Source organism: Bradyrhizobium sp. Ec3.3 (genome assembly GCF_000472925.1).
Classification (GTDB): Bacteria; Pseudomonadota; Alphaproteobacteria; order Rhizobiales; family Xanthobacteraceae; genus Bradyrhizobium.
In genome coordinates, this window is the sequence record NZ_KI421479.1 from 220,068 (window position 1) to 239,334 (window position 19,267).

The 19,267-nt window shown below is 63.6% G+C and carries 16 protein-coding genes; 9 read left to right on the forward strand and 7 right to left on the reverse strand.

What is annotated here, in order from left to right; translation table 11 throughout:
• Nucleotides 1-25 precede the first annotated feature (25 nt).
• The 4 genes from YUU_RS0148325 to YUU_RS0148340 all read right to left on the reverse strand — a co-directional run bounded on the left by YUU_RS0148325 (nt 26) and on the right by YUU_RS0148340 (nt 4,968).
• Nucleotides 26-1,099, reverse strand: a complete 1,074-nt coding sequence (locus tag YUU_RS0148325) for a branched-chain amino acid ABC transporter permease (RefSeq protein ID WP_027528550.1) — start codon at nt 1,097-1,099, stop codon at nt 26-28.
• Between the two features lie 2 nt (nt 1,100-1,101).
• A complete protein-coding gene (locus YUU_RS0148330; RefSeq protein ID WP_027528551.1) occupies nt 1,102-1,995 on the reverse strand; it encodes a branched-chain amino acid ABC transporter permease in 894 nt (297 codons plus the stop codon).
• Between the two features lie 223 nt (nt 1,996-2,218).
• Nucleotides 2,219-4,150, reverse strand: coding sequence for a long-chain fatty acid--CoA ligase (locus tag YUU_RS0148335; RefSeq protein ID WP_027528552.1), 1,932 nt, complete (start codon nt 4,148-4,150; stop codon nt 2,219-2,221).
• Complete coding sequence (locus tag YUU_RS0148340) at nt 4,147-4,968, reverse strand: ABC transporter ATP-binding protein (protein ID WP_027528553.1); 822 nt, start codon at nt 4,966-4,968, stop codon at nt 4,147-4,149. Before YUU_RS0148340 ends, YUU_RS0148335 begins: the two co-directional genes overlap by 4 nt.
• Before the next feature lie 335 nt (nt 4,969-5,303).
• Between YUU_RS0148340 and YUU_RS0148345 the strand changes: the two genes are divergently transcribed.
• Nucleotides 5,304-5,978 (forward strand): Crp/Fnr family transcriptional regulator, encoded by a 675-nt coding sequence (locus YUU_RS0148345; protein ID WP_027528554.1) that lies wholly within the window; start codon nt 5,304-5,306, stop codon nt 5,976-5,978.
• 19 nt (nt 5,979-5,997) lie between these two features.
• On the opposite strand, the gene YUU_RS0148350 is transcribed toward YUU_RS0148345, so the two are convergent.
• Nucleotides 5,998-7,260, reverse strand: a complete 1,263-nt coding sequence (locus YUU_RS0148350; RefSeq protein ID WP_027528555.1) for an MFS transporter — start codon at nt 7,258-7,260, stop codon at nt 5,998-6,000.
• Nucleotides 7,261-7,670: 410 nt separating this feature from the next.
• Between YUU_RS0148350 and YUU_RS0148360 the strand changes: the two genes are divergently transcribed.
• Nucleotides 7,671-10,988, forward strand: a complete 3,318-nt coding sequence (locus YUU_RS0148360; protein ID WP_027528557.1) for an adenylate/guanylate cyclase domain-containing protein — start codon at nt 7,671-7,673, stop codon at nt 10,986-10,988.
• A 21-nt stretch (nt 10,989-11,009) separates the two neighbouring features.
• A complete protein-coding gene (locus YUU_RS0148365; RefSeq protein WP_027528558.1) occupies nt 11,010-11,690 on the forward strand; it encodes a redoxin family protein in 681 nt (226 codons plus the stop codon).
• An 11-nt stretch (nt 11,691-11,701) separates the two neighbouring features.
• On the opposite strand, the gene YUU_RS0148370 is transcribed toward YUU_RS0148365, so the two are convergent.
• Nucleotides 11,702-12,538, reverse strand: a complete 837-nt coding sequence (locus tag YUU_RS0148370; RefSeq protein ID WP_027528559.1) for a uroporphyrinogen-III synthase — start codon at nt 12,536-12,538, stop codon at nt 11,702-11,704.
• A 140-nt stretch (nt 12,539-12,678) separates the two neighbouring features.
• Here YUU_RS0148370 and purU point away from each other — a divergent pair, with 140 nt between their 5' ends.
• A complete protein-coding gene (gene purU / locus YUU_RS0148375; protein ID WP_027528560.1) occupies nt 12,679-13,542 on the forward strand; it encodes a formyltetrahydrofolate deformylase in 864 nt (287 codons plus the stop codon).
• 95 nt (nt 13,543-13,637) lie between these two features.
• Here purU and YUU_RS0148380 read toward each other — a convergent pair whose 3' ends face one another.
• Nucleotides 13,638-13,925, reverse strand: coding sequence for a hypothetical protein (locus tag YUU_RS0148380; RefSeq protein WP_035665413.1), 288 nt, complete (start codon nt 13,923-13,925; stop codon nt 13,638-13,640).
• Between the two features lie 593 nt (nt 13,926-14,518).
• On the opposite strand from YUU_RS0148380, the gene YUU_RS0148385 reads away from it, so the two are divergent.
• From YUU_RS0148385 to YUU_RS0148405, 5 genes are all read left to right on the forward strand, one after another.
• On the forward strand, nt 14,519-15,697 hold the full coding sequence (locus tag YUU_RS0148385; RefSeq protein ID WP_027528562.1) for an ABC transporter substrate-binding protein: 1,179 nt from the start codon (nt 14,519-14,521) through the stop codon (nt 15,695-15,697).
• A gap of 159 nt (nt 15,698-15,856) precedes the next feature.
• Nucleotides 15,857-16,726, forward strand: coding sequence for a branched-chain amino acid ABC transporter permease (locus YUU_RS0148390; RefSeq protein ID WP_027528563.1), 870 nt, complete (start codon nt 15,857-15,859; stop codon nt 16,724-16,726).
• Between the two features lie 8 nt (nt 16,727-16,734).
• Nucleotides 16,735-17,763 carry a branched-chain amino acid ABC transporter permease gene (locus YUU_RS0148395; RefSeq protein WP_027528564.1) on the forward strand — a complete coding sequence of 343 codons (1,029 nt, stop codon included), beginning with the start codon at nt 16,735-16,737 and terminating at the stop codon, nt 17,761-17,763.
• The gene (locus YUU_RS0148400; protein ID WP_027528565.1) at nt 17,760-18,515 is read left to right on the forward strand and encodes an ABC transporter ATP-binding protein; all 756 of its coding nucleotides are present in this window, start codon (nt 17,760-17,762) and stop codon (nt 18,513-18,515) included. The genes YUU_RS0148395 and YUU_RS0148400 overlap by 4 nt, the downstream gene beginning before the upstream one ends.
• Nucleotides 18,508-19,224 carry an ABC transporter ATP-binding protein gene (locus YUU_RS0148405; RefSeq protein ID WP_027528566.1) on the forward strand — a complete coding sequence of 239 codons (717 nt, stop codon included), beginning with the start codon at nt 18,508-18,510 and terminating at the stop codon, nt 19,222-19,224. The genes YUU_RS0148400 and YUU_RS0148405 overlap by 8 nt, the downstream gene beginning before the upstream one ends.
• Nucleotides 19,225-19,267 lie beyond the last annotated feature (43 nt).

Sequence of the window (19,267 nt, forward strand, 5' to 3'; positions counted from 1 at the left end):
TGTTTTTCGTTTAGATGGCCCGCGCTCAATGCGAGAACGGGTAGAGTTTCCAGTAAGCCTTGATCTGCCGCCAGCGATGCGCGAGCCCGTCCGGCTCGAACATCAGGAATGCGATGATGATGAGCCCGATCGCGATCTCGCGCAGGAAGGTGATGTTGGTATTGAGCGACAGCGCGTGATCGATCGCGCCGCCCTTCAATTGCAGGCTGAGCCATTCCATCGATTCCGGCAGCAGCACCACGAAGGCCGTTCCCATCAGCGTGCCCATGATCGAGCCGGTGCCGCCGATAATGATCATGGCGAGGAACAGGATTGACCGCTCGATGCCAAAGCCTTCCTGCGAGACCACGAGCTGGTAATGCGCGTAGAGCGCGCCGGCGATGCCGGCGAAAAAGGCGGCGAGCCCGAACGACAGCGTGCGGTACTTCGTCAGGTTGATCCCCATGATCTCCGCGGAGAGATAATGGTCGCGGATCGCGACCAGCGCTCTGCCGTCGCGCGTGCGCATCAGATTGGTGACGAGGACGTAGCTTGCGAGCACGTAGGCCAGCACGACGTAGAAATACTGCTTATCGCCGCGCAGCGCATAGCCGAAGATCGAAAACGGCTCGGCGCTGGCCGGCACCGAGCCGCCGGAGAACCATTCTGCGCGCGAGAAGAAGTCGAGCAGGATGTATTGCGCCGCGAGCGTCGCGATGACGAGATAGAGCCCCTTCAGCCGTGCCGCGGGAATACCGAAGACCAGGCCGACGAGCGCGGTGACGATGCCGGCGAGCGGGATGGCGAAGAACACCGGGATCGGTGCGTTGTTGGAGATATAGGCCGAGGTGAAGGCGCCGAGCAGGAAGAAGGCAGCATGGCCGATCGAGATCTGGCCGGTGAAGCCGACCAGGATGTTCAAGCCGAGTGCAGCGATCGAGAAGATGCCGATCTGGATCAGGATGCTCAGCCAATATCCGCTGAAGAATTGCGGCGCCAGGCAAAGCAGCAGCACGCCGGCAATCGCAAAGTTGCGGCTGGTCCTGGTCGGGAAGATCGTGGTGTCGGCCGCGTAGGTGGTGCGGAAATCACCAGCAGGGATGAGGGCAGGGCCAGCCATGGTCAAATCCGCTCGATGTCGTGGGTGCCGAACAGGCCGTAGGGCTTGATCATCAGCACGATGATGAGGACGTAGAACGGTGCGATCTCGTAGAGATTGCCCCAGTGCAGATACTGGCTGTCGACATATTGCGCGATGTTCTCGAGAAGCCCGATGATGATGCCGCCGAGCACGGCGCCGCCGACGGAGTCGAGCCCGCCGAGGATCGCCGCCGGAAACACCTTGATGCCGTACGCGGCGAGCCCCGACGACACGCCATTCACCACGGCGACGACGACGCCCGCGACCGCCGACACCGTCGCCGAGATCGCCCAGGCCATCGCGAACACGCTTTTGACGGAAATGCCGAGCGACTGCGCCACTTGCTGATTGAACGCGGTGGCCCGCATCGCAAGCCCGTATTTCGAGGCCCGGAAGAACCAGGCCATGCCGATCATCATTGCCACCGACACCACTAGGCTCATGATGTAGACGGTCTGGATCTGCAGCCCGAGCAGGTTCACCGACTGGCTCTCGAATACGCGCGGGAACGGCTGCGGGTTGACGCCGAACATCCACTTCAGCGCGGCCTGGAAGACCGTCGAGAGGCCGATGGTGACCATGATCACCGAGATGATCGGCTCGCCGATCATGGGCCTCAGGATCAGGACCTGGATCGCAATGCCGAACACGAACATGAAGACGAGCGTCATTGGCATGCCGATCCAGAACGGCACCTGGTATTTCGCCAGCAGCGCCCAGCACACCCAGGCGCCGACCAGCAGCAATTCACCTTGCGCGAAGTTGACGACCTGCGTCGCCTTGTAGATCAGCACAAACGACATCGCGACCACGCCATAGAGCGTTCCGACCACGAGGCCGTTGACCAGGAGCTGGATGAGGAATGCGGTATTCATGTCGATTTCCGCGCAAAATGCAGAAGCGTTGGCGGTGCACCCTCTTCCCTTGCGGGAGAGGGTGGCTTCGCGAAGCGAAGCCGGGTGAGGGGTTGCCTCCGCATTGAAGGTGTGGAGACAGGACCCCTCACCCCTACGAGCTTGCGGCTGAGGGTGGAGCTGCCCTCTCCCACAAGGGGAAAGGGCACAATAAGGTGCATCGTGCTCGTTGCTTGCGAAAGACTCACTCCGCCGCCTCCGCCATATGCGCGTCGGCGCTCAGGTCCACCACCCGCAAGCTCGTGCGCACCCTCTGCGTGGTGCCGTCCTGGAAGCGGATCACGGTGTCGACGGGGATGTTGGCGTCGCCCCGGTAGATGGCGTCGATGATATCTGCGTATTTCTCGTTGATGACGCCGCGGCGCACCTTTCGGGTGCGGGTGAGCTCGCCGTCGTCGGCATCCAGCTCCTTGTAGAGCAGGAGGAAGCGCGAGATGCGCTGCGCCGGCGGCAGCGTCGCGTTCACGGTCTCGACTTCCTTCTGGAGCAGCGCATAGACCTCCGGCCGCGAGGCGAGGTCGCTGTAGGTCGTGAAGGAGAGGCGGTTCTTCTCCGCCCATTTCGAGATGATGGAGTAGCGGATGCAGATCATGGCTGCGAGCGCGTCGCGGCCCGCACCCAACACTACGGCTTCCGCGATATAGGGTGAGAACTTCAGCTTGTTCTCGATGAATTGCGGCGAGAAGCGTTCGCCGCGCGAAGTCTCTGCGAGGTCCTTGATGCGGTCGATGACGACCAGCTGCTTGCTATCGTTGAAATAGCCGGCATCGCCCGAGAGCATCCAGCCATCCCTGATGTCGGCGACGCTTGCCTCGGGGTTCTTGTAATATCCTAAGAACATGTTGGGATGCCGCACCACGATCTCGCCGACACCATGGATGTCGGCATTGTCGATGCGGATCTCGATATCGTCGGCCATCGCCACGCCCGTGGTGTCAGGGTCGACCTTGCCCTCGGGATGCAGCGTGTAGGCGCCCAGGAGCTCGGTCTGGCCGTAGAGCGTGCGCAGCGGCACGCCCATCGCCTGGAAAAACTTGAAGGTATCAGGCCCAAGCGCCGCGCCGCCGGTCGCAGCCGAGCGCAGCCGCGTGAATCCGAGACGGTCGCGCAGGGCGCGGAACAGGATCATGTCGGCGAGGCTCGAATGCTTGCCTTGCGCGAGCGCCGCAAGCCCGGTCTTCATGCCAAGATCGAACAGCCGCTGCTTGAACGGCGTCGCGTCCATCACCTTGGCCCGGACATCGGCGGCGATCGATTCCCATACGCGTGGCGCGAAGAGAACGAACGTCGGCGCGATCTCGCGCAGATCGTTCATCATGGTGTCGGGCTCTTCAACGAAGTTGATCTTCATCCGGCAGAGCAGGCCTTTGCCGAGCACATACACCTGCTCCATGATCCAGGGCAGAGGCAACACCGAGACGTATTCGTCGTCCGGTCCCTTCGGATCGAAGGCGAGGTAGGTCGCGCAGTGGCCGAGCACGCGGCCGGCGGCGAGCATCGCAAGCTTGGGATGCGAGGTGGTGCCCGACGTGGTGCAGAGGATCGCGACGTCCTCGCCCCTGGTCGCATCCACCAGCCTGTCGTAAAGCTCCGGCTCGCGCGCGGCGCGCGCACGGCCGAGCTCGGCGAGCTTCTCGGCCGGCATTAGCCGCGGATCATCATATTTCCGCATGCCGCGCGGATCGGAATAGATGATGTGCTTCAGTTTCGGCACGCGGTCGGCGAGCCCCAAAAGCTTGTCGACCTGCTCCTCGTCCTCGGCGAAGACGAGCTGCGCTTCGCCATAGGTGAGGAGATAGGAGGCCTCCTCATCCAGCACGTCGCGATAGAGCCCGAGGCTCAGACCGCCGATGGCATGGGTAGCCACTTCCGCCGCGACCCAGTCGGGCCGGTTGTCGCCGATGATACCGATGACGTCGCCGCGGCCGAGGCCGAGTTCAACGAGGCCGAGCGCGAAATCGCGCACCCGCCTCTGGTAGTCGCTCCAGGTGAAAAGACGCCAGAGCCCAAAATCCTTTTCGCGAAGCGCGACCTCGCTGCCGTGCTCCTTCGCATTCAGCCGTAGCAGTTTCGGATAGGTGTCGGCCTGCGCGACGCGCCCCGCATAATCCATCATGCCGCGCACTCCGGGGCAGCGGGCTTGTCGTCGGGATCGACCAGCACGTCGTCCTCTTCGCCGAGATAGGCGCGCTTGACGTGGGGATCGGCCAGCACCGCCGCCGGATCGCCCTCGGCGATCTTGCGGCCGAAATCCAGCACCATGACGCGGTGGGAAATATCCATCACTACGCCCATGTCGTGCTCGATCATCACCACCGTCATCCCGAACTCCTCGTTGAGATCGACGATGTAGCGGGCCATGTCCTCCTTCTCCTCGAAGTTCATGCCGGCCATCGGCTCGTCGAGGAGAATGAGGCGCGGCTCCAGCGCCATGGCGCGCGCCAGCTCGACGCGCTTGCGCAGGCCGTAGGGCAGGGTGCCGGCTTGCGCTTTTCGAACCGATTGCAGGTCGAGGAAGTCGATGATCTCCTCGACCTTGCGGCGGTGCGCGAGCTCCTCCTTGCGCGCGCCGGTCAGCCAGTACAGCGAGCCCGTGATGAAATTGTTCTTCAGCAGGTGATGGCGGCCAACCATGATGTTGTCGAGCACGCTCATATGGTGGAACAGCGCCAGATTCTGGAATGTGCGGCCGATGCCGAGCGAGGCGCGGGCGTTTGGCGTCAATCCGGTGATGTCGCGGTCCTGGTAGAAGAGCTGGCCTTCCGTCGGCTTGTAGCGACCGGAAATACAGTTCACGATCGAGGTCTTGCCTGCGCCGTTGGGGCCGATGATCGAGAACAGCTCGCCGTCCTTGATGGAAAAGCTGACGTCGGTCAGCGCGCGGACGCCGCCGAACCGCAAGGACACGCCGCGCACTTCAAGATTGGTTGCCACCAATAATTCCCTCCCCGGCGACGGCGCTTTGGCGCTCTTTCGTCCATTTCCTTGGGCTGATCCTATATCGGCCGTTCGGGCGAGGCCATGCAGCCGATGGTCCCGGTCCGATCACGCGGCCGGCGCTGTCCCCATTGGGAACAAAAGCCGCATCGCGCGAGGTGGTCCTCAATAGGGTAAAGCGCTATCTTGAAATGTCTTGTGCCTGACAATTCGTCGGCAAAGTTTTTCGCGGGGGCGGGGCTTGCTTCTTTCGCCGCAGGGCGAATGAGGCGAGTTTGCTGCGATGCAGCAATCAGGCGGGGTGGCGTTACGGTGCGGTTGGCTTCGGGATCATGATTTCAGAGGATCAATTGAAGCGCGTCGCCGCCTGGTCGCGCGAACTCACGACGCGCGAGATTGAGGTCGCCCGCGCCGGGATCGTCGAAAAATCCTACGCCAACGGCGAGACTGTCTTCATGCGCGGCGACAAGTTCGACTATTGGGCCGGCGTGGTCAGTGGCCTCGCCCGGATGGGCGGGGTTTCGCGCGACGGCAAGGAGACGAGCCTCGCAGGTCTCACCGCGGGAGCCTGGTTCGGCGAGGGCAGCGTGCTCAAGAACGAGCCGCGGCGCTACGACGTGGTTGCGCTCCGCGACAGCCGTCTCGCTCTGATGGAGCGCAGCGCCTTCCTGTGGCTGTTCGAGAACAGCGTCGGCTTCAACCGCTTCCTGGTGCGCCAGCTCAACGAGCGGCTCGGCCAGTTCATCGGCATGCTCGAGGTCAACCGCACGCTGGACGCCACAGCGCGCCTTGCCCGTAGCATCGCCTCGCTGTTCAATCCGATCCTCTATCCGGATTCCAAGACGCATCTGGAGATCACGCAGGAGGAGATCGGCGCACTCTCCGGCATGTCGCGGCAGAACGCGAACCGCGCGCTGAACCGGCTCGAGAAGGAGGGGCTGCTGCGGCTCGAATATGGCGGCGTCACCATCCTCGATGTCGAGCGGCTGCGCGGATATGGGGATTAGGGTTTAGGGCGCCAATCCATCATCGCGCATTGGCTGGCGCGTGTGCCGGCCACAGATCGGCGCGCCAGCGCACTGCAATCGCCACCATCGCGATGAAGCCAGAGATCGCATACAGCGAACCTGTCGCCGAATAGCCGATGCGGTCGATCAGGCTGCCCGCCGCAAGCAGCCCGAGCGGCAAGCCGTAGATCACCATCATGCGCACCCCCATGACGCGGCCCCGGAGGTGCGCGCTCGCCGCGCGCATCAGGATCACGGCGGCTGATATCATCGACATGCTCTGCGCGATGCCGGCGAGCACGAGGCAGGCCATGGCGACCGGCATGGTCCTCATTCCGACGAACACCAGCAGCATCGCGTACCAGGCGAGCGTCGCGCCGATCAGAAGCCGGGCGATCCGCAAGCCGCTCATAAGGCTGAGTGCGATCGAACCTGTCAGCGAGCCCACGGCAAAACTCGCCGACAGATAGCCGAGACCGGTCTGGTCAGTATGAAAGATATCGCGCGCGACGAAAGGTAACAGCCCGCTCGTCAGCGGAAATGCCGTGAGATTGGCCAAAAATGCGACGCAGAGCGCCGCTCTCATCCCGGGGCCGTTCCAGGCATAAACGATGCCTTCCTTCAGGTCGCGCAGCAATCTCGTGCCGGCGCGGCCGTCCGCCGGGCGATGGCTTGCGGCAGAGGACTTTGCCGGCCGGGTCAGGCAGAGCATCAGGATCGCGGCCACGAGATAGAGGCAGGCGGTCGCCACATACACGAGGCCGATGCCAAGCGCGGCGAACAGTCCGGCGCCGGTCAAGGCACCGGCGATGCGCGCGCTATCCTGGGTCGTGCGCGACAGGCTGATTGCACCAACCAGTTGTTCGGCCGGCATGATGCTGGCGAGCAGCGCGCCGCGCATGCCGAGGTCCGAAGGGCGGATCAGGCCCATGACCGCGACGATGATCATCACATTGAGCGGCGCCAGATGGCCGGTGAGGGCCAGCGCCATGATGGTCGAGGACAGTGCCGTATAGGCAAGACGCATGGCGATGAGAAGGTCCCGGTGACCGATGCGGTCTCCGATCATCCCGAACACCGGCGCAATGAGTGTCCCGACATATTGCAGCGATGCCAGGATGGTAAGCAGCAGAACCGAGCCGGTCTCCACCATGATGTACCAGCCGAGCACCAGCGTCTCCACCTCGAACGCCCACGAGGTGAGGAGATCGGATGGCCATTGAAAGCGATAGTTGCGGATGCGGAACGGCGCGAGCGCGGAAGGTCGTTTAGGTGTGCTCAAGATGCGATGACGGGTTTCACGGCGATTCCCTGCCCTTATTATTGGTTCTTTCGTCAGCGTAGTGCGGGCGATACTCGTGTCAATTGACGCTACCGCATGCCGCCATGCTCGCCGACGATTCGCGATGAGCCGCGCTCCCCGGGACTTCCGCCTGTTGAATAGAATCGCTGCAGATTGAAGAGTGCAGTTTTGTGCGGGGTAGCGCACAGCAGTCGCCTTCGGTCCGCCAGTGCACCCGCAGCACGGCCTCGCTGTCCCACCTGTTTACGTGGATGAGCAGACGAGCCGCCGCTTGCTCTTCCGGCGCGTCGAGCCCATTCTGGTCGCATCCCTGGGCCCATTCGGTCGGGCCTGCTGATCGCGCCATCGTGGCTTCCGCGAGGTCTTGGGCTACGAAAAGGTCTTGGGCCATGAAGTGCTCGGGTTGCGAGTACGAGGTTCAGAGCGGCTTTGCGTTCTGCCCGAAGTGCGGCACGAAGCAGCCGATCGCGTGCCCTGGCTGCGGCTTTCCATGCGCGCCGGATTTCGCATACTGCCCGAAATGCGGCATTCCCGTCTGTGAGGCTTCCAAAGGCGGCGGGCAGGCATCGGTTCGGACGAGCCCGACGACAATCCCGATCAGGTCCTCCTCGCCGCCGCTCGCGCCGATGGTCGAGGCTCAACACGCGTCTCGACCGCAGTCGGACAAAATCGATGGCGAGGCAAACCGTCGTACCATCACCGTGCTGTTTGCCGACCTCAGCGGCTTCACTACGATGACCGAGCGGCTCGACCCCGAGGTCATGCAGACGCTTCAGAACGAACTATTCGAGGAGCTGACGGCCGCCGTGCAGGGCTTTGGCGGCTTCGTGGACAAATTCATCGGCGATGCGCTGCTTGCTCTTTTTGGTGCGCCGGCCGCGCACGAGGACGACCCGGAGCGGGCGATCCGCGCCGCCCTGGACATGATCAGCCGGACGGCGCGCCTCAGCGAACGCGCGAAGGCGTATGCCGGTTCACCGCTGCTGCTCCATGTCGGCATCAACACCGGGCACGTCGTTGCGGGAGGGCTGGGTGTGGGTGTTGCCAAATCCTATTCGGTGACCGGCGACACGGTAAATACCGCACAGCGATTGCAGTCGATGGCTCCTCCGGGCGAGGTCCTGGTCGGGCCGTTGACCCACCGGCTGACGCGGCATGCTTTCTCCTATGACTCGCTTGGCGAGGTCTCGCTCAAGGGCAAGATGGGCAGCGTCCTGGTCCATCGTTTGAAGGGGGCGCTCGAAACGCCCCGTGCGGCGAGAGGCCTCGACACGCTGGGCCTCAGCGCGCCCCTGATCGGGCGCGACGCCGAGCTTGCCCGCGTGATCGGCAGCCTTGATCGTGCGTGCGGCGGCGCGGCTCAACTGGTGCGGCTGGTCGGCGAAGCCGGAATCGGGAAAACGCGCCTGGTGAACGAATTCGTCGCCCGTATCCGCGATGAGGATCGCTTCGCAGATGTGGCGATCCGGCAGGCTGTCTGCTCGCCATTGGGTGAACAATCCTACGGCACGCTCGCGGCGGTGCTGCGCAGCGCCTATGGCATCGCGCAGAAGGCCAGCGCCGCGGAGACCGAGGCCAGGCTGGCTGCCGCGCTGTCGGAGCTTGGCCTTGCGACTGATGAGGCAGAGCGATTGATGCCGCTCTATTTCCACGTTCTCGGCCTCGGCGACCCCGACGCCGTGTTGCAGCACGTCGAGCCCGAACAGCTCCGGCGGCAGATATTCTTTGCGATTCGCACCGTCTTCGAACGGCGTCTGGCCTTGTCGCCGCTTCTGATCATTGTTGAAGATCTGCACTGGGCCGATGCCGTGTCTCTCGAAGCGCTGCGGTTCCTGATGGACCGGCTGGAGCGTACGCGGCTGATGCTGTTGTTCACGCATCGGCCAATGCTGGAGCTGGATCAGTTCGGTTCGGGTCGGATCAGCCACACAACCCTTCGGCTGCCTCCGCTTGGTGACGCCGACGGACAAAAGCTGCTCGCGGCCTATTTCAGTCAGGGTTGGCGCGAACCGCCGGGGCGTCTGTTCAGTCGAATCCTCGAGCGTGCGAGCGGCAATCCACTCTTCTTTGAGGAGATCATCCGCGGTCTCATTGAAGCCGGCGCCCTGGAGCGCGACGGCTCGCAGTGGCGGATCAAATCGGATGAAGCCGCCGCCGATATTCCGGCAAGCATTCAGGCGCTGTTGCTGGCGCGCCTGGACCGGCTGCCGCATGAGGTGCGCCGGCTGGCCCAGGAGGCCGCGGTGATCGGCCCGCGCTTCGATGCGGCTCTCCTCGGTGCGACGGCGACCGATCGGGCAAAGGTAGAGGTGGGGCTCGAGCTTCTGTGCGACGCCGAGCTCGTCGAGGAGGTCGCAGGCTCGAACTCCATTTCGCTGCGATCCTACCGCTTCACGCAAACCATGCTTCAGGACGTGATCTATCAGAACCTGCTCTTGCAGCGCCGGATCGAGCTCCACGCGCGGATTGGTGCCGCTCTGGAGCGTCTCTACGGCAACGAGCCAGAGCGGCTCGAAGACCTCGTCCTGCTCGGGCACCACTTCAGCCTGAGCGCGAGCAAGCCGAAAGGTGCTCGCTATCTGCGGGCAGCCGGCGATCGCGCTCGCGCGACCTATGCCAATGACGATGCCATCCGTCTCTACCAGCAGGCCCTCGCCGTACTGTTGACCGGCGGCGAAGGCGAACCGGAACGCCTGGCCCTGTACGAGCGGATCGCGGACCTCTGTGGCGCGGCCGGCCGTCGAAACACCGCCGAGGAGCACTACCAGAGCGCGCTGGAAGGTCACCGGGCCGCAGGGGACCGCATCGGCGAAGCGCGCATTCTTCGCAAGCTTGGCCGGATGTTGTGGGACGCCGGCAAGCGGACCAAGGCAGAAACGCACTACGCAGAGGCGGCTGAACTGCTTGGAGGGACCGAGGCGCCAATCGAGTGGGCGCACCTCCTGCAGGAGCGCGGCCGTCTCGCGTTTCGCATGGGTGACCACGTAGCTGCCGCGAGATGGGCCGACGAGGCGCTTGGCTACGCCCGATCCGCGCCGGCGGACGCGGACAAGCAAGCCGAGGCAGCGCGGGCCATTGCCGAGGCTCTCAACACCAAGGGGGTTGCACTGGCGCGGCTTGGACGACACCAGGAGGCGGTGCGCGAGGTGGAGCAAAGTGTCGCAGCCGCCGAGGCCGCCGGCCATCTCAACGTGGCCTGTCGCAGCTACACCAATCTTGGCGTGCTCTACACCACTGTCGACCCGGCGCAAGCCATGGAGGTTTGCCGGCGCGGCCTCGATGTCGCGCGTCGCATCGGCGATCTCGGCTTCCAGGCGCGCCTGTTTGCCAATTATGCCGTCGCCTGTTGCACCTTCACGGACAAATGTTCCGAGGAGGGGGTGCCGGCTGCCGAGAAGGCGATCGAGATCGACCGTGCACTCGATCAGCGCGAGCATCTCCCGGTGCCCTTGATCGTGCTCGGGCAAATCCATCAGTGCCATTTCCGCCCCGACCTGGCTGCCCGCTGCTACAATGAGGCAATCGAGGTGGCGAGCGAGACCGGCGAGCCGCAGCAGCTCTTTCCGTGCTATGATGGTCTTGCGACACTGAACCTTGATCGAGGCGACATGCCCGAGGCCGAGCGGTATTTCGCGCTGGCCCAAGATGTCTGCGCCCGGCACGGGCTCGATCCCGCAGGGCTGATCGTACTGCCATTTCTGGACTAGCCAATGTGAGGGAGTTCAACCATGTCAGACCGCCATGTCGATGGACCACTTCAGCCCGGCGATCGCGCACCGAACGTCGTGCTGGACGCCATCACGCGCGAAGGAAAGGTCGCGCTCGAAGATTTCCGCGGGCATAGTCCGATCTTGGTCGGCCTGTTTCGAGGCCTGCACTGCCCGTTCTGCCGGCGCCATATCGCCGCACAGGCGCAGCTTGACGCAGCCCTGCGCGAGAAGGGCGTCGAAAGCCTCACGGTCGTCAATACGCCGATCGAACGCGCGCGGCTCTACTTCCGCTACCATCCGTTGCCCAACCTTCTTGCCGCGTCGGACCCCGAGCGGGTCTCGCACCGCGCGTTTGGCCTGCCCAATGTCGAGTTCACGCAGAACGAGACCGAGTGGCCGCGCAAGGTGGGCATGGACGTGGTTCTGAGCATGCCAGTCAATATGCCCGGCGAATTGCCCGGCCCGATGAACCGGCCGGCGGCCGCGGAGTACCTCAACAACAAGGACGGCTACGAGATGACCGAAGCCGATCAGCGCATGGCCGCGGCCGGCACGGGCCAGCTGTTCGGCCAGTTCCTGCTCGATCGACAGGGGATCGTGCGTTGGACGTTTACCGAGGTGCCTGACGGCGGCCAGCGCATGTTCGGAGCGCCGAACCCACAGGAGTTGATGTCGGCCGCCTCACAGGTGGCAGGCTAGGCGTCTGACGATTAACCCGTCGCTTTCGACCGTTTCTCTGCGAGCGCCGCCGCCATCGCCGAGATCAGCGGGCGCATGAAATAGTGGTCTTCCACCGGCGCGACGTCGGTGCGCAAGCCGTGGGCCGCGAGCTCGCCGGAGACAGCCGGGCCCACCGACGCGATCAGCGTCCGCTCGAACCCTGCGCGCAGGCGCGCCTCGCTGCCATGCGCCTTCGCGGCTTCGATCAAGCGGCGGACCTGGCCAAGATTGGTGAGTGCGATGGCGTCGATCCGCCCTTCCGCCATCTCGTCGATCGCAGTGACGATATTCGCATCCGCCGCCTTTGGATCGTAGACGTAAGGCAACACGGTATCGACTTCAGCACCCTGCGCCTCGAGCGAGCCGATCAGCGCGCTGTGATCCTTGTCAGGATAGAGCTGCAGGCCGAGGCGATGCCGCCCGAGGTCGATCTTCGCCAGCATCTCGATCACGCCCTCGGTGGTCGGCTTCTCCGTGGTCTGCTGCGAATCCAGCCCAATCTCGCGCAGGGCACGTCCAGGCTTCGGTCCGCGAGTGAATTTTCGCGATTTGGCAAGCGCCTCGACAAGCGCCTGGTCGATCCCACGCTCGCGCGCGAGCTTCATCATCCGCCGCAGGCCTTCGCCGGTCATCAGCACGAGGTCGTCGAACGGCCTGTCGATACAGCGTCGGATCCAGGCCTCGACCGGCGCGGGATCCGGCGCATCGTGAATGGCGAACATCGGGCATTGCACGACATCGGCGCCCTGTTCGGCGAGAAGCTTGGAGAATTGGGCCTCCTCGCGCGTTTCCAGGATCAGGATGCGGTAGCCGTTCAGCCGGTCCATGGTCGGGCCTCAGTTTGGAATTGCAATGTTACGTTCATCCTGACTCCGGTCTTGGGATTGGCGCAAGGCCGGCTCCGGTGATAGAGCAGGACGCAAATCGGCCTGTTCCGCTTCATTTGCCCAAACCTTCATCAACGCTCATGCCCGACCAGCAATATGTTCTGACGCTCTCCTGTCCGGATCGCCCCGGCATCGTCTCGGCGGTGTCGACTTTCCTTGCCCATAACGGACAGAACATTCTCGACGCCCAGCAGTTCGACGACATCGAGACCAAGAATTTCTTCATGCGGGTGGTGTTCACGGCGGCCGATCTCGCCGTCGAGCTGTCGGCCTTGCAGACCGGTTTCGCCGCGATCGCGGAGCGCTTCGGCATGGAGTGGCAGATGCGCGACCGCGCCGCGCATCGCCGCGTGATGCTGCTGGTGTCGAAGTCCGACCACTGCCTGGTCGACATCCTCTATCGCTGGCGCACCGGCGAATTGCCGATGACGCTCGCAGCGATCGTCTCCAACCATCCGCGCGAGGTCTATGCCGGGCTCGATTTCGGCGGCATCCCGTTCCACCATCTGCCGATCACCAGGGAGACCAAGCGCGAGCAGGAGGCGCAGATCCTCGAACTCGTCGCCAAGACCGCGACCGATCTCGTGGTGCTCGCCCGCTACATGCAGATCCTGTCGGACGATCTCTCGGCAAAACTCTCCGGCCGCTGCATCAACATCCACCACTCGTTCCTGCCGGGTTTCAAGGGCGCGAAACCCTATCACCAGGCGCATGAGCGCGGCGTCAAGCTGATCGGCGCGACCGCGCATTACGTCACGCGCGACCTCGACGAGGGACCGATCATCGACCAGGACGTCGAGCGCATCAGTCATCGCGACACGCCCGAGGATCTCGTCCGCAAAGGCCGCGACATCGAAAGGCGCGTGCTTGCGCGCGCGATCCGCTACCATCTCGACGACCGCGTCATCCTCAACGGCCGCAAGACCGTTGTGTTCGTGGATTAGTCGGCCGTCGTTCCGGGGCGCGCGAAGCGCGAACCCGGAACCTCGAGATTCCTGGTTCGATGCTGACGCATCGCCCCGGAATGACGATTTGCGGCTCAATGCACCGCGTCGCTGGACGTGGAGCCCGTGGCGCCTTTCTGCGCCTGCTCTTCCTTTTCGCGATCCGCAGCCGGCATCATCCGCTTGCGTTCACGCTCCTTCATCCAGGCGTCGTATTGCGGCGTGCCAGGGCGCGGAGGTGCGTCGGCCGGCAGGCCGCCGGCCCAGTGCGGAACGTAGTCGCCCATCCCAGCGGAAAGCTTCTCGTTGACGGTGCCGCAGCCTGCAAGGCCGGAAGCCAGCAGGGCGGCTGCGGCAGCAATCGAAAGCGAGTGGAAACGCATGGGTATCTTCTAAGGCGATGCCGGATCAGGCGCGGTGACGGGACGCCGGATGGCGCCAGCGGCGGACTCTAGCGCTTCAACAGGTAAAATTGGCTTATTCGAAGACCTGTTTCATCTGTATACAGAAATGGTATTTTGGTACGATAATTCGGCTCTTGAAGCGTCCTTCCCAGCTGGTATGTATACATAGCGTATTCACTGAAGCTGAACTGTAAAGCGTATCGGCGTGTTCAAATTCTGCAAATGAAAGGCGCAATTCTCCATCCACGCCGCGGCGGGGCTTCTTAGAGTGTCGGCCCCAGTTCGCGACAAATTGGCTGTCGCAGCGACGGGGTTTTTCGTTGACAAGACCATTTTATTTGTACAAGCGTACAAATCGTCGAAAGACCAATAACTGGTAACAAATACCGTGGAAATCGGGCCGTGTTGTCCCGGGTCGCATCGTCCGGCTTGCGCCGAACGTTCGATTGACAACAGGGGCGCGAAAGACGCCTTGTGGCCCCCGCCACATGGTCCGGTCTGAGTTATGGTGAGGCAAGAGCCGGGTACTCGGTTCAGGGCGCAAGAGAAGGAAGAAGGGGAGGGACATTTTGATGTTCGGACGTCGCAGATTGTCATGGGTCGCCACGCTCGCGGCCGTCGCAGGCCTCGTGGCCGCCACGGCCGCCAGGGCTGAAGATACCGTGAAGGTCGGCCTGATCCTGCCGATGACCGGCGGCCAGGCCTCGACCGGCAAGCAGATCGAGAACGCGATCAAGCTCTACATGCAGCAGAAGGGCGACACCGTCGCCGGCAAGAAGGTCGAGATCGTCGTCAAGGACGACGCCGCGATTCCCGACAAGACCAAGACGGCCGCGCAGGAACTGATCGTCAACGACAAGGTCAATTTCATCGCCGGTTTCGGCGTGACGCCGGCGGCGCTTGCCGCTGCGCCGCTCGCCACCCAGGCCAAGATTCCGGAAGTCGTGATGGCGGCCGGCACCTCGATCATCACCGAGCGCTCGCCCTACATCGTGCGCACCAGCTTCACGCTGGCGCAGTCCTCGACGATCATCGGCGACTGGGCGGTGAAGAACGGCATCAAGAAGGTGGCGACGCTGACCTCGGACTACGCGCCGGGCAATGACGCGCTCAACTTCTTCAAGGAGCACTTTGTCGCCGGCGGCGGCGAGGTGGTCGAAGAGGTCAAGGTGCCGCTCGCCAACCCCGACTTCGCGCCATTCCTCCAGCGCATGAAGGACGCAAAACCCGACGCGATCTTCGTGTTCGTGCCGGCCGGCCAGGGCGGCAACTTCATGAAGCAGTATGCCGAACGTGGACTCGACAAGGCCGGAATCAAGGTGATCGGGCCGGGCGACGTCACCGACGACGATCTCCTCAACAACATGGGCGATGCCGTGCTCGGCACCGTGACCGCGCATCTCTACTCTGCGGCGCATCCCTCGCAGATGAACAAGGATTTCGTCGCGGCCTACAAGAAGGCCTTCGGTACCCGCCCGGGCTTCATGGCGGTGAGCGGCTATGACGGCATCCATTTGATCTACGAGGCTCTGAAGAAGACGAATGGCGACACCGACGGCACCAAGCTGATCGAGGCCATGAAGGGCCAGAAGTGGGAGAGCCCGCGCGGTCCGATCTCGATCGATCCCGAGACCCGCGACATCGTGCAGAACATCTACATCCGGAAGGTCGAGAAGGTCGACGGCGAGCTTTACAACGTCGAATTCCAGACCTTCGAGGCCGTCAAGGATCTCGGCAAGACCAAGAAGTGACGCGCGAGGCGCGCGTCACCCCGGGGCGCGCCTTGGCGCGAACCTCAGATGCGCAATTGCGCATCGGGGGATCTCGAAGTTGTTGAAATGAGATTCCGGGTTCAGCGCTCACGCGCTGCCCCGGAATGACGAGCGTCTACCAGGATCAATCAACTTCCGATGACCGCAATCCTCACCAACCTGTTCGATGGCGTTGCCTACGGCATGCTGCTGTTCGTGCTCGCCTGCGGGCTCGCGGTCACGCTCGGCCTGATGAATTTCGTCAATCTCGCCCATGGCGCCTTTGCAATGGCAGGCGGTTACATCTGCGCCGTGCTGGTCAACCAGCAGGGCTGGCCGTTCTTCGCCGCACTGCCGCTCGCCTTCGTCTCCGCCGCGGCAATCGGCATCGTGCTGGAGCGAACGCTCTACCGCCACCTCTATACGCGCAGCCATCTCGACCAGGTGCTGTTCACCATTGGTCTTACGTTCATGTCGGTCGCGGCCGTCGACTACATCCAGGGCTCGTCGCGCGTCTTCATCAACCTGCCGGCCGCGTTGCAGGGCCAGTTCGACCTGTTCGGCGTTGGCATCGGCCGCTACCGCTTGATGATCATCATCATCTGCGGGCTCCTCACCATCGCGCTTCAGCTCGTGCTGGCCAAGACGCGTTTCGGCAGCCGTTTGCGCGCCGCCGTCGACGATCCGCGCGCGGCGAGCGGCCTCGGCATCAACGTGCCGCAGGTGTTCGCCTTCACCTTTGCGTTCGGCTGCGGCCTCGCCGGCCTCGGCGGCGCGCTGAGCGCGGAGATTCTCGGGCTTGATCCGTACTTCCCGCTGAAATTCATGATCTACTTCCTGATCGTGGTCACCGTCGGCGGCTCCTCCTCAATTACCGGTCCATTTCTGGCTTCGCTTCTGCTCGGCATTGGCGACGTCGCCGGCAAGTATTACGTGCCGAAGATGGGCCCCTTCGTGATCTACACCATGATGATCGTGATCCTGATCTGGCGCCCGAACGGCCTGTTCGGCCGCACGGCTGCGCGTTGAGTAATCCGATGAGCGCTGCATCCGACGTCGGTTATCACGCCCAGCGCCATGCGCGCTGGCACTATGGCGAAGTCGCCTTCTGGCTCATCGTGCTGGCCTGCGGCTTCGTGTTTCCCTCGCGCTATCTCATCATGACCGACATCGTGCGGCTTGCGTTGTTTGCGATGTCGCTCGATCTCATCCTTGGTTATGCCGGTATCGTCTCGCTCGGCCATGCCGCCTTCTTCGGCGTCGGCGCCTATGGCGCGGGGCTTCTTGCGCTGCACGGGATTATCAACGAGCCCGTGATTGCGCTCGTTGTCGCCGGTCTTGCGGCGATGGTGCTGGGGTTTGCCACCAGCTTCCTCGTCATCCGCGGCGTCGACCTGACCCGTCTCATGGTGACGCTCGGCATCGCATTGCTGCTTGAAGCGCTCGCCGAACGATTCTCCAACATCACCGGCGGCACCGACGGCTTGCAAGGCATCGAGATGCAGCCGATCTTCGGAACGCTTGCCTTCGACATGTTCGGCAAGACCGGGTTCTTCTATTCGGTCGCCGTCCTGTTCGTCCTGTTTCTGCTCGCGCGCCGCATCGTGCATTCACCGTTCGGCCTGTCGCTGCGCGCCATCAAGAACAATCCGCTGCGGGCCGCCGCCATCGGCATTCCGGTCAACCGCCGCCTGATCGCGATCTATACGCTTGCCGCGTTCTATGCCGGCATTGCCGGCGCGTTGTTCACCCAGACCACCGCGATCGCCTCGCTCGACGTGTTCGCTTTCGAGCGCTCGGCCGATCTCATGCTGGTGCTCGTCATCGGCGGCACCGGCTATCTCTATGGCGGGCTGATCGGCGCGGTCATATTCCGCATCCTCCAGGAATGGTTCTCCACCATCACCCCGCAATATTGGCAGTTCTGGATCGGCCTCGTGCTGGTCGTGATCGTGCTGGTCGGGCGCCAGCGGCTGCACCGCTGGGTGCTGTTCGTGCCGAACCTGATCATCAAGCAGGTCGCCGGTCGCAAGGCGGTCGTCGCCGTGCCGGAGGGCGATGCATGACCATCGCGCTCGAAACCAAAAATCTCGAAAAGACCTTCGGTGGCCTGCGCGTGACGCGCGACCTGTCGCTGAAAATCGAGCAGGGCGCCCGACATGCGCTGATCGGACCAAACGGCGCCGGCAAGACCACGGTGATCAACCAGCTCACCGGCGTGCTCAAGCCGAACTCGGGGCGTATCCTGCTCGAAGGCCACGACATCACCGATCTGCCTGTGCACAAGCGCGTGCTGCGCGGCCTGTCGCGTACCTTCCAGATCAATCAGCTCTATCCCGACTTGACAGCGCTCGAAACGATCGGCCTCGCCGTCTCCGAACGCCTCGGCCATGGCGGCGACTGGTGGCGGCGCATGGGTACCCGTGACGACGTCAATGGCGAGATCGCCGAGCTCCTCAAACACTTCCATTTGCTCGACGTCATGAACGAGCAGACCGTGACGTTGCCCTACGGCAAGCAGCGCCTGCTCGAGATCGCGGTCGCAATCGCGGCCAAGCCGCGCGTGCTGTTGCTGGACGAGCCCGCCGCGGGCGTGCCCGAGAGCGAGCGCCACGACATCCTTGCCGTGGTCGCAGCGCTGCCCCGCGACGTCACCGTGCTCCTGATCGAGCATGACATGGATCTCGTCTTCTCCTTCGCTGACCGCATCTCGGTGCTGGTCTCGGGCGCGCTGCTCACCGAGGGCCCGCCCGACCAGGTCGCGCGCGATCCGCAGGTCAAGGCCGTCTATCTCGGCGAGGAGGCGGTCAATGTCTGACCTGCTCGCAATCGAATCCCTGCGCGCCGGCTATGGCGAGGCGGTGGTGCTGCCCAACATGTCCCTGCGCCTCGCCGAGGGGCAGGTGCTCGCGCTGTTGGGCCGGAACGGCACCGGCAAGACCACGCTGATCAACTCCATCGTCGGCGTCACCCGACGCTTTTCCGGCTCGGTCGCGCTCGCCGGCACCGACGTCACCTGGCTGCGGCCCGACCAGCGCGCGCGCGCCGGCATCGGCTGGGTGCCGCAGGAGCGCAACATCTTCCGCTCGCTTACGGTGGAAGAGAACATGACCGCCGTGGCGCAGCCCGGCCTCTGGACGGTCGAGAAGGTCTACGAGATGTTCCCGCGGCTGAAGGAGCGGCGGAGCAACTTTGGCAACCAGCTCTCCGGCGGTGAGCAGCAGATGCTGGCGATCGGCCGCGCGCTGACCCTCAATCCCAAGGTGCTGCTTTTGGACGAGCCGACCGAGGGCCTTGCGCCCATCATCGTCGAGGAGCTTCTGAAAGCGATCGGGACCATCACCCGGGCCGGCGGCATTTGCTCGATCATCGTCGAGCAGAACGCCCAAAAGATTCTGGGGCTTGCCGACCGCGTTGTGATATTGGAGCGCGGAACGATCGTCCACGACGCCCCGAGCGCCGCGCTGAAGGCCGACCCGTCGGTCCTCGAGCGCCATCTGGGCGTCGCCGGAGCGGCCGCCCATTAGTCTGTCTGACGCGTTTTCTTCACACGAACCGAAAACGCTCTGG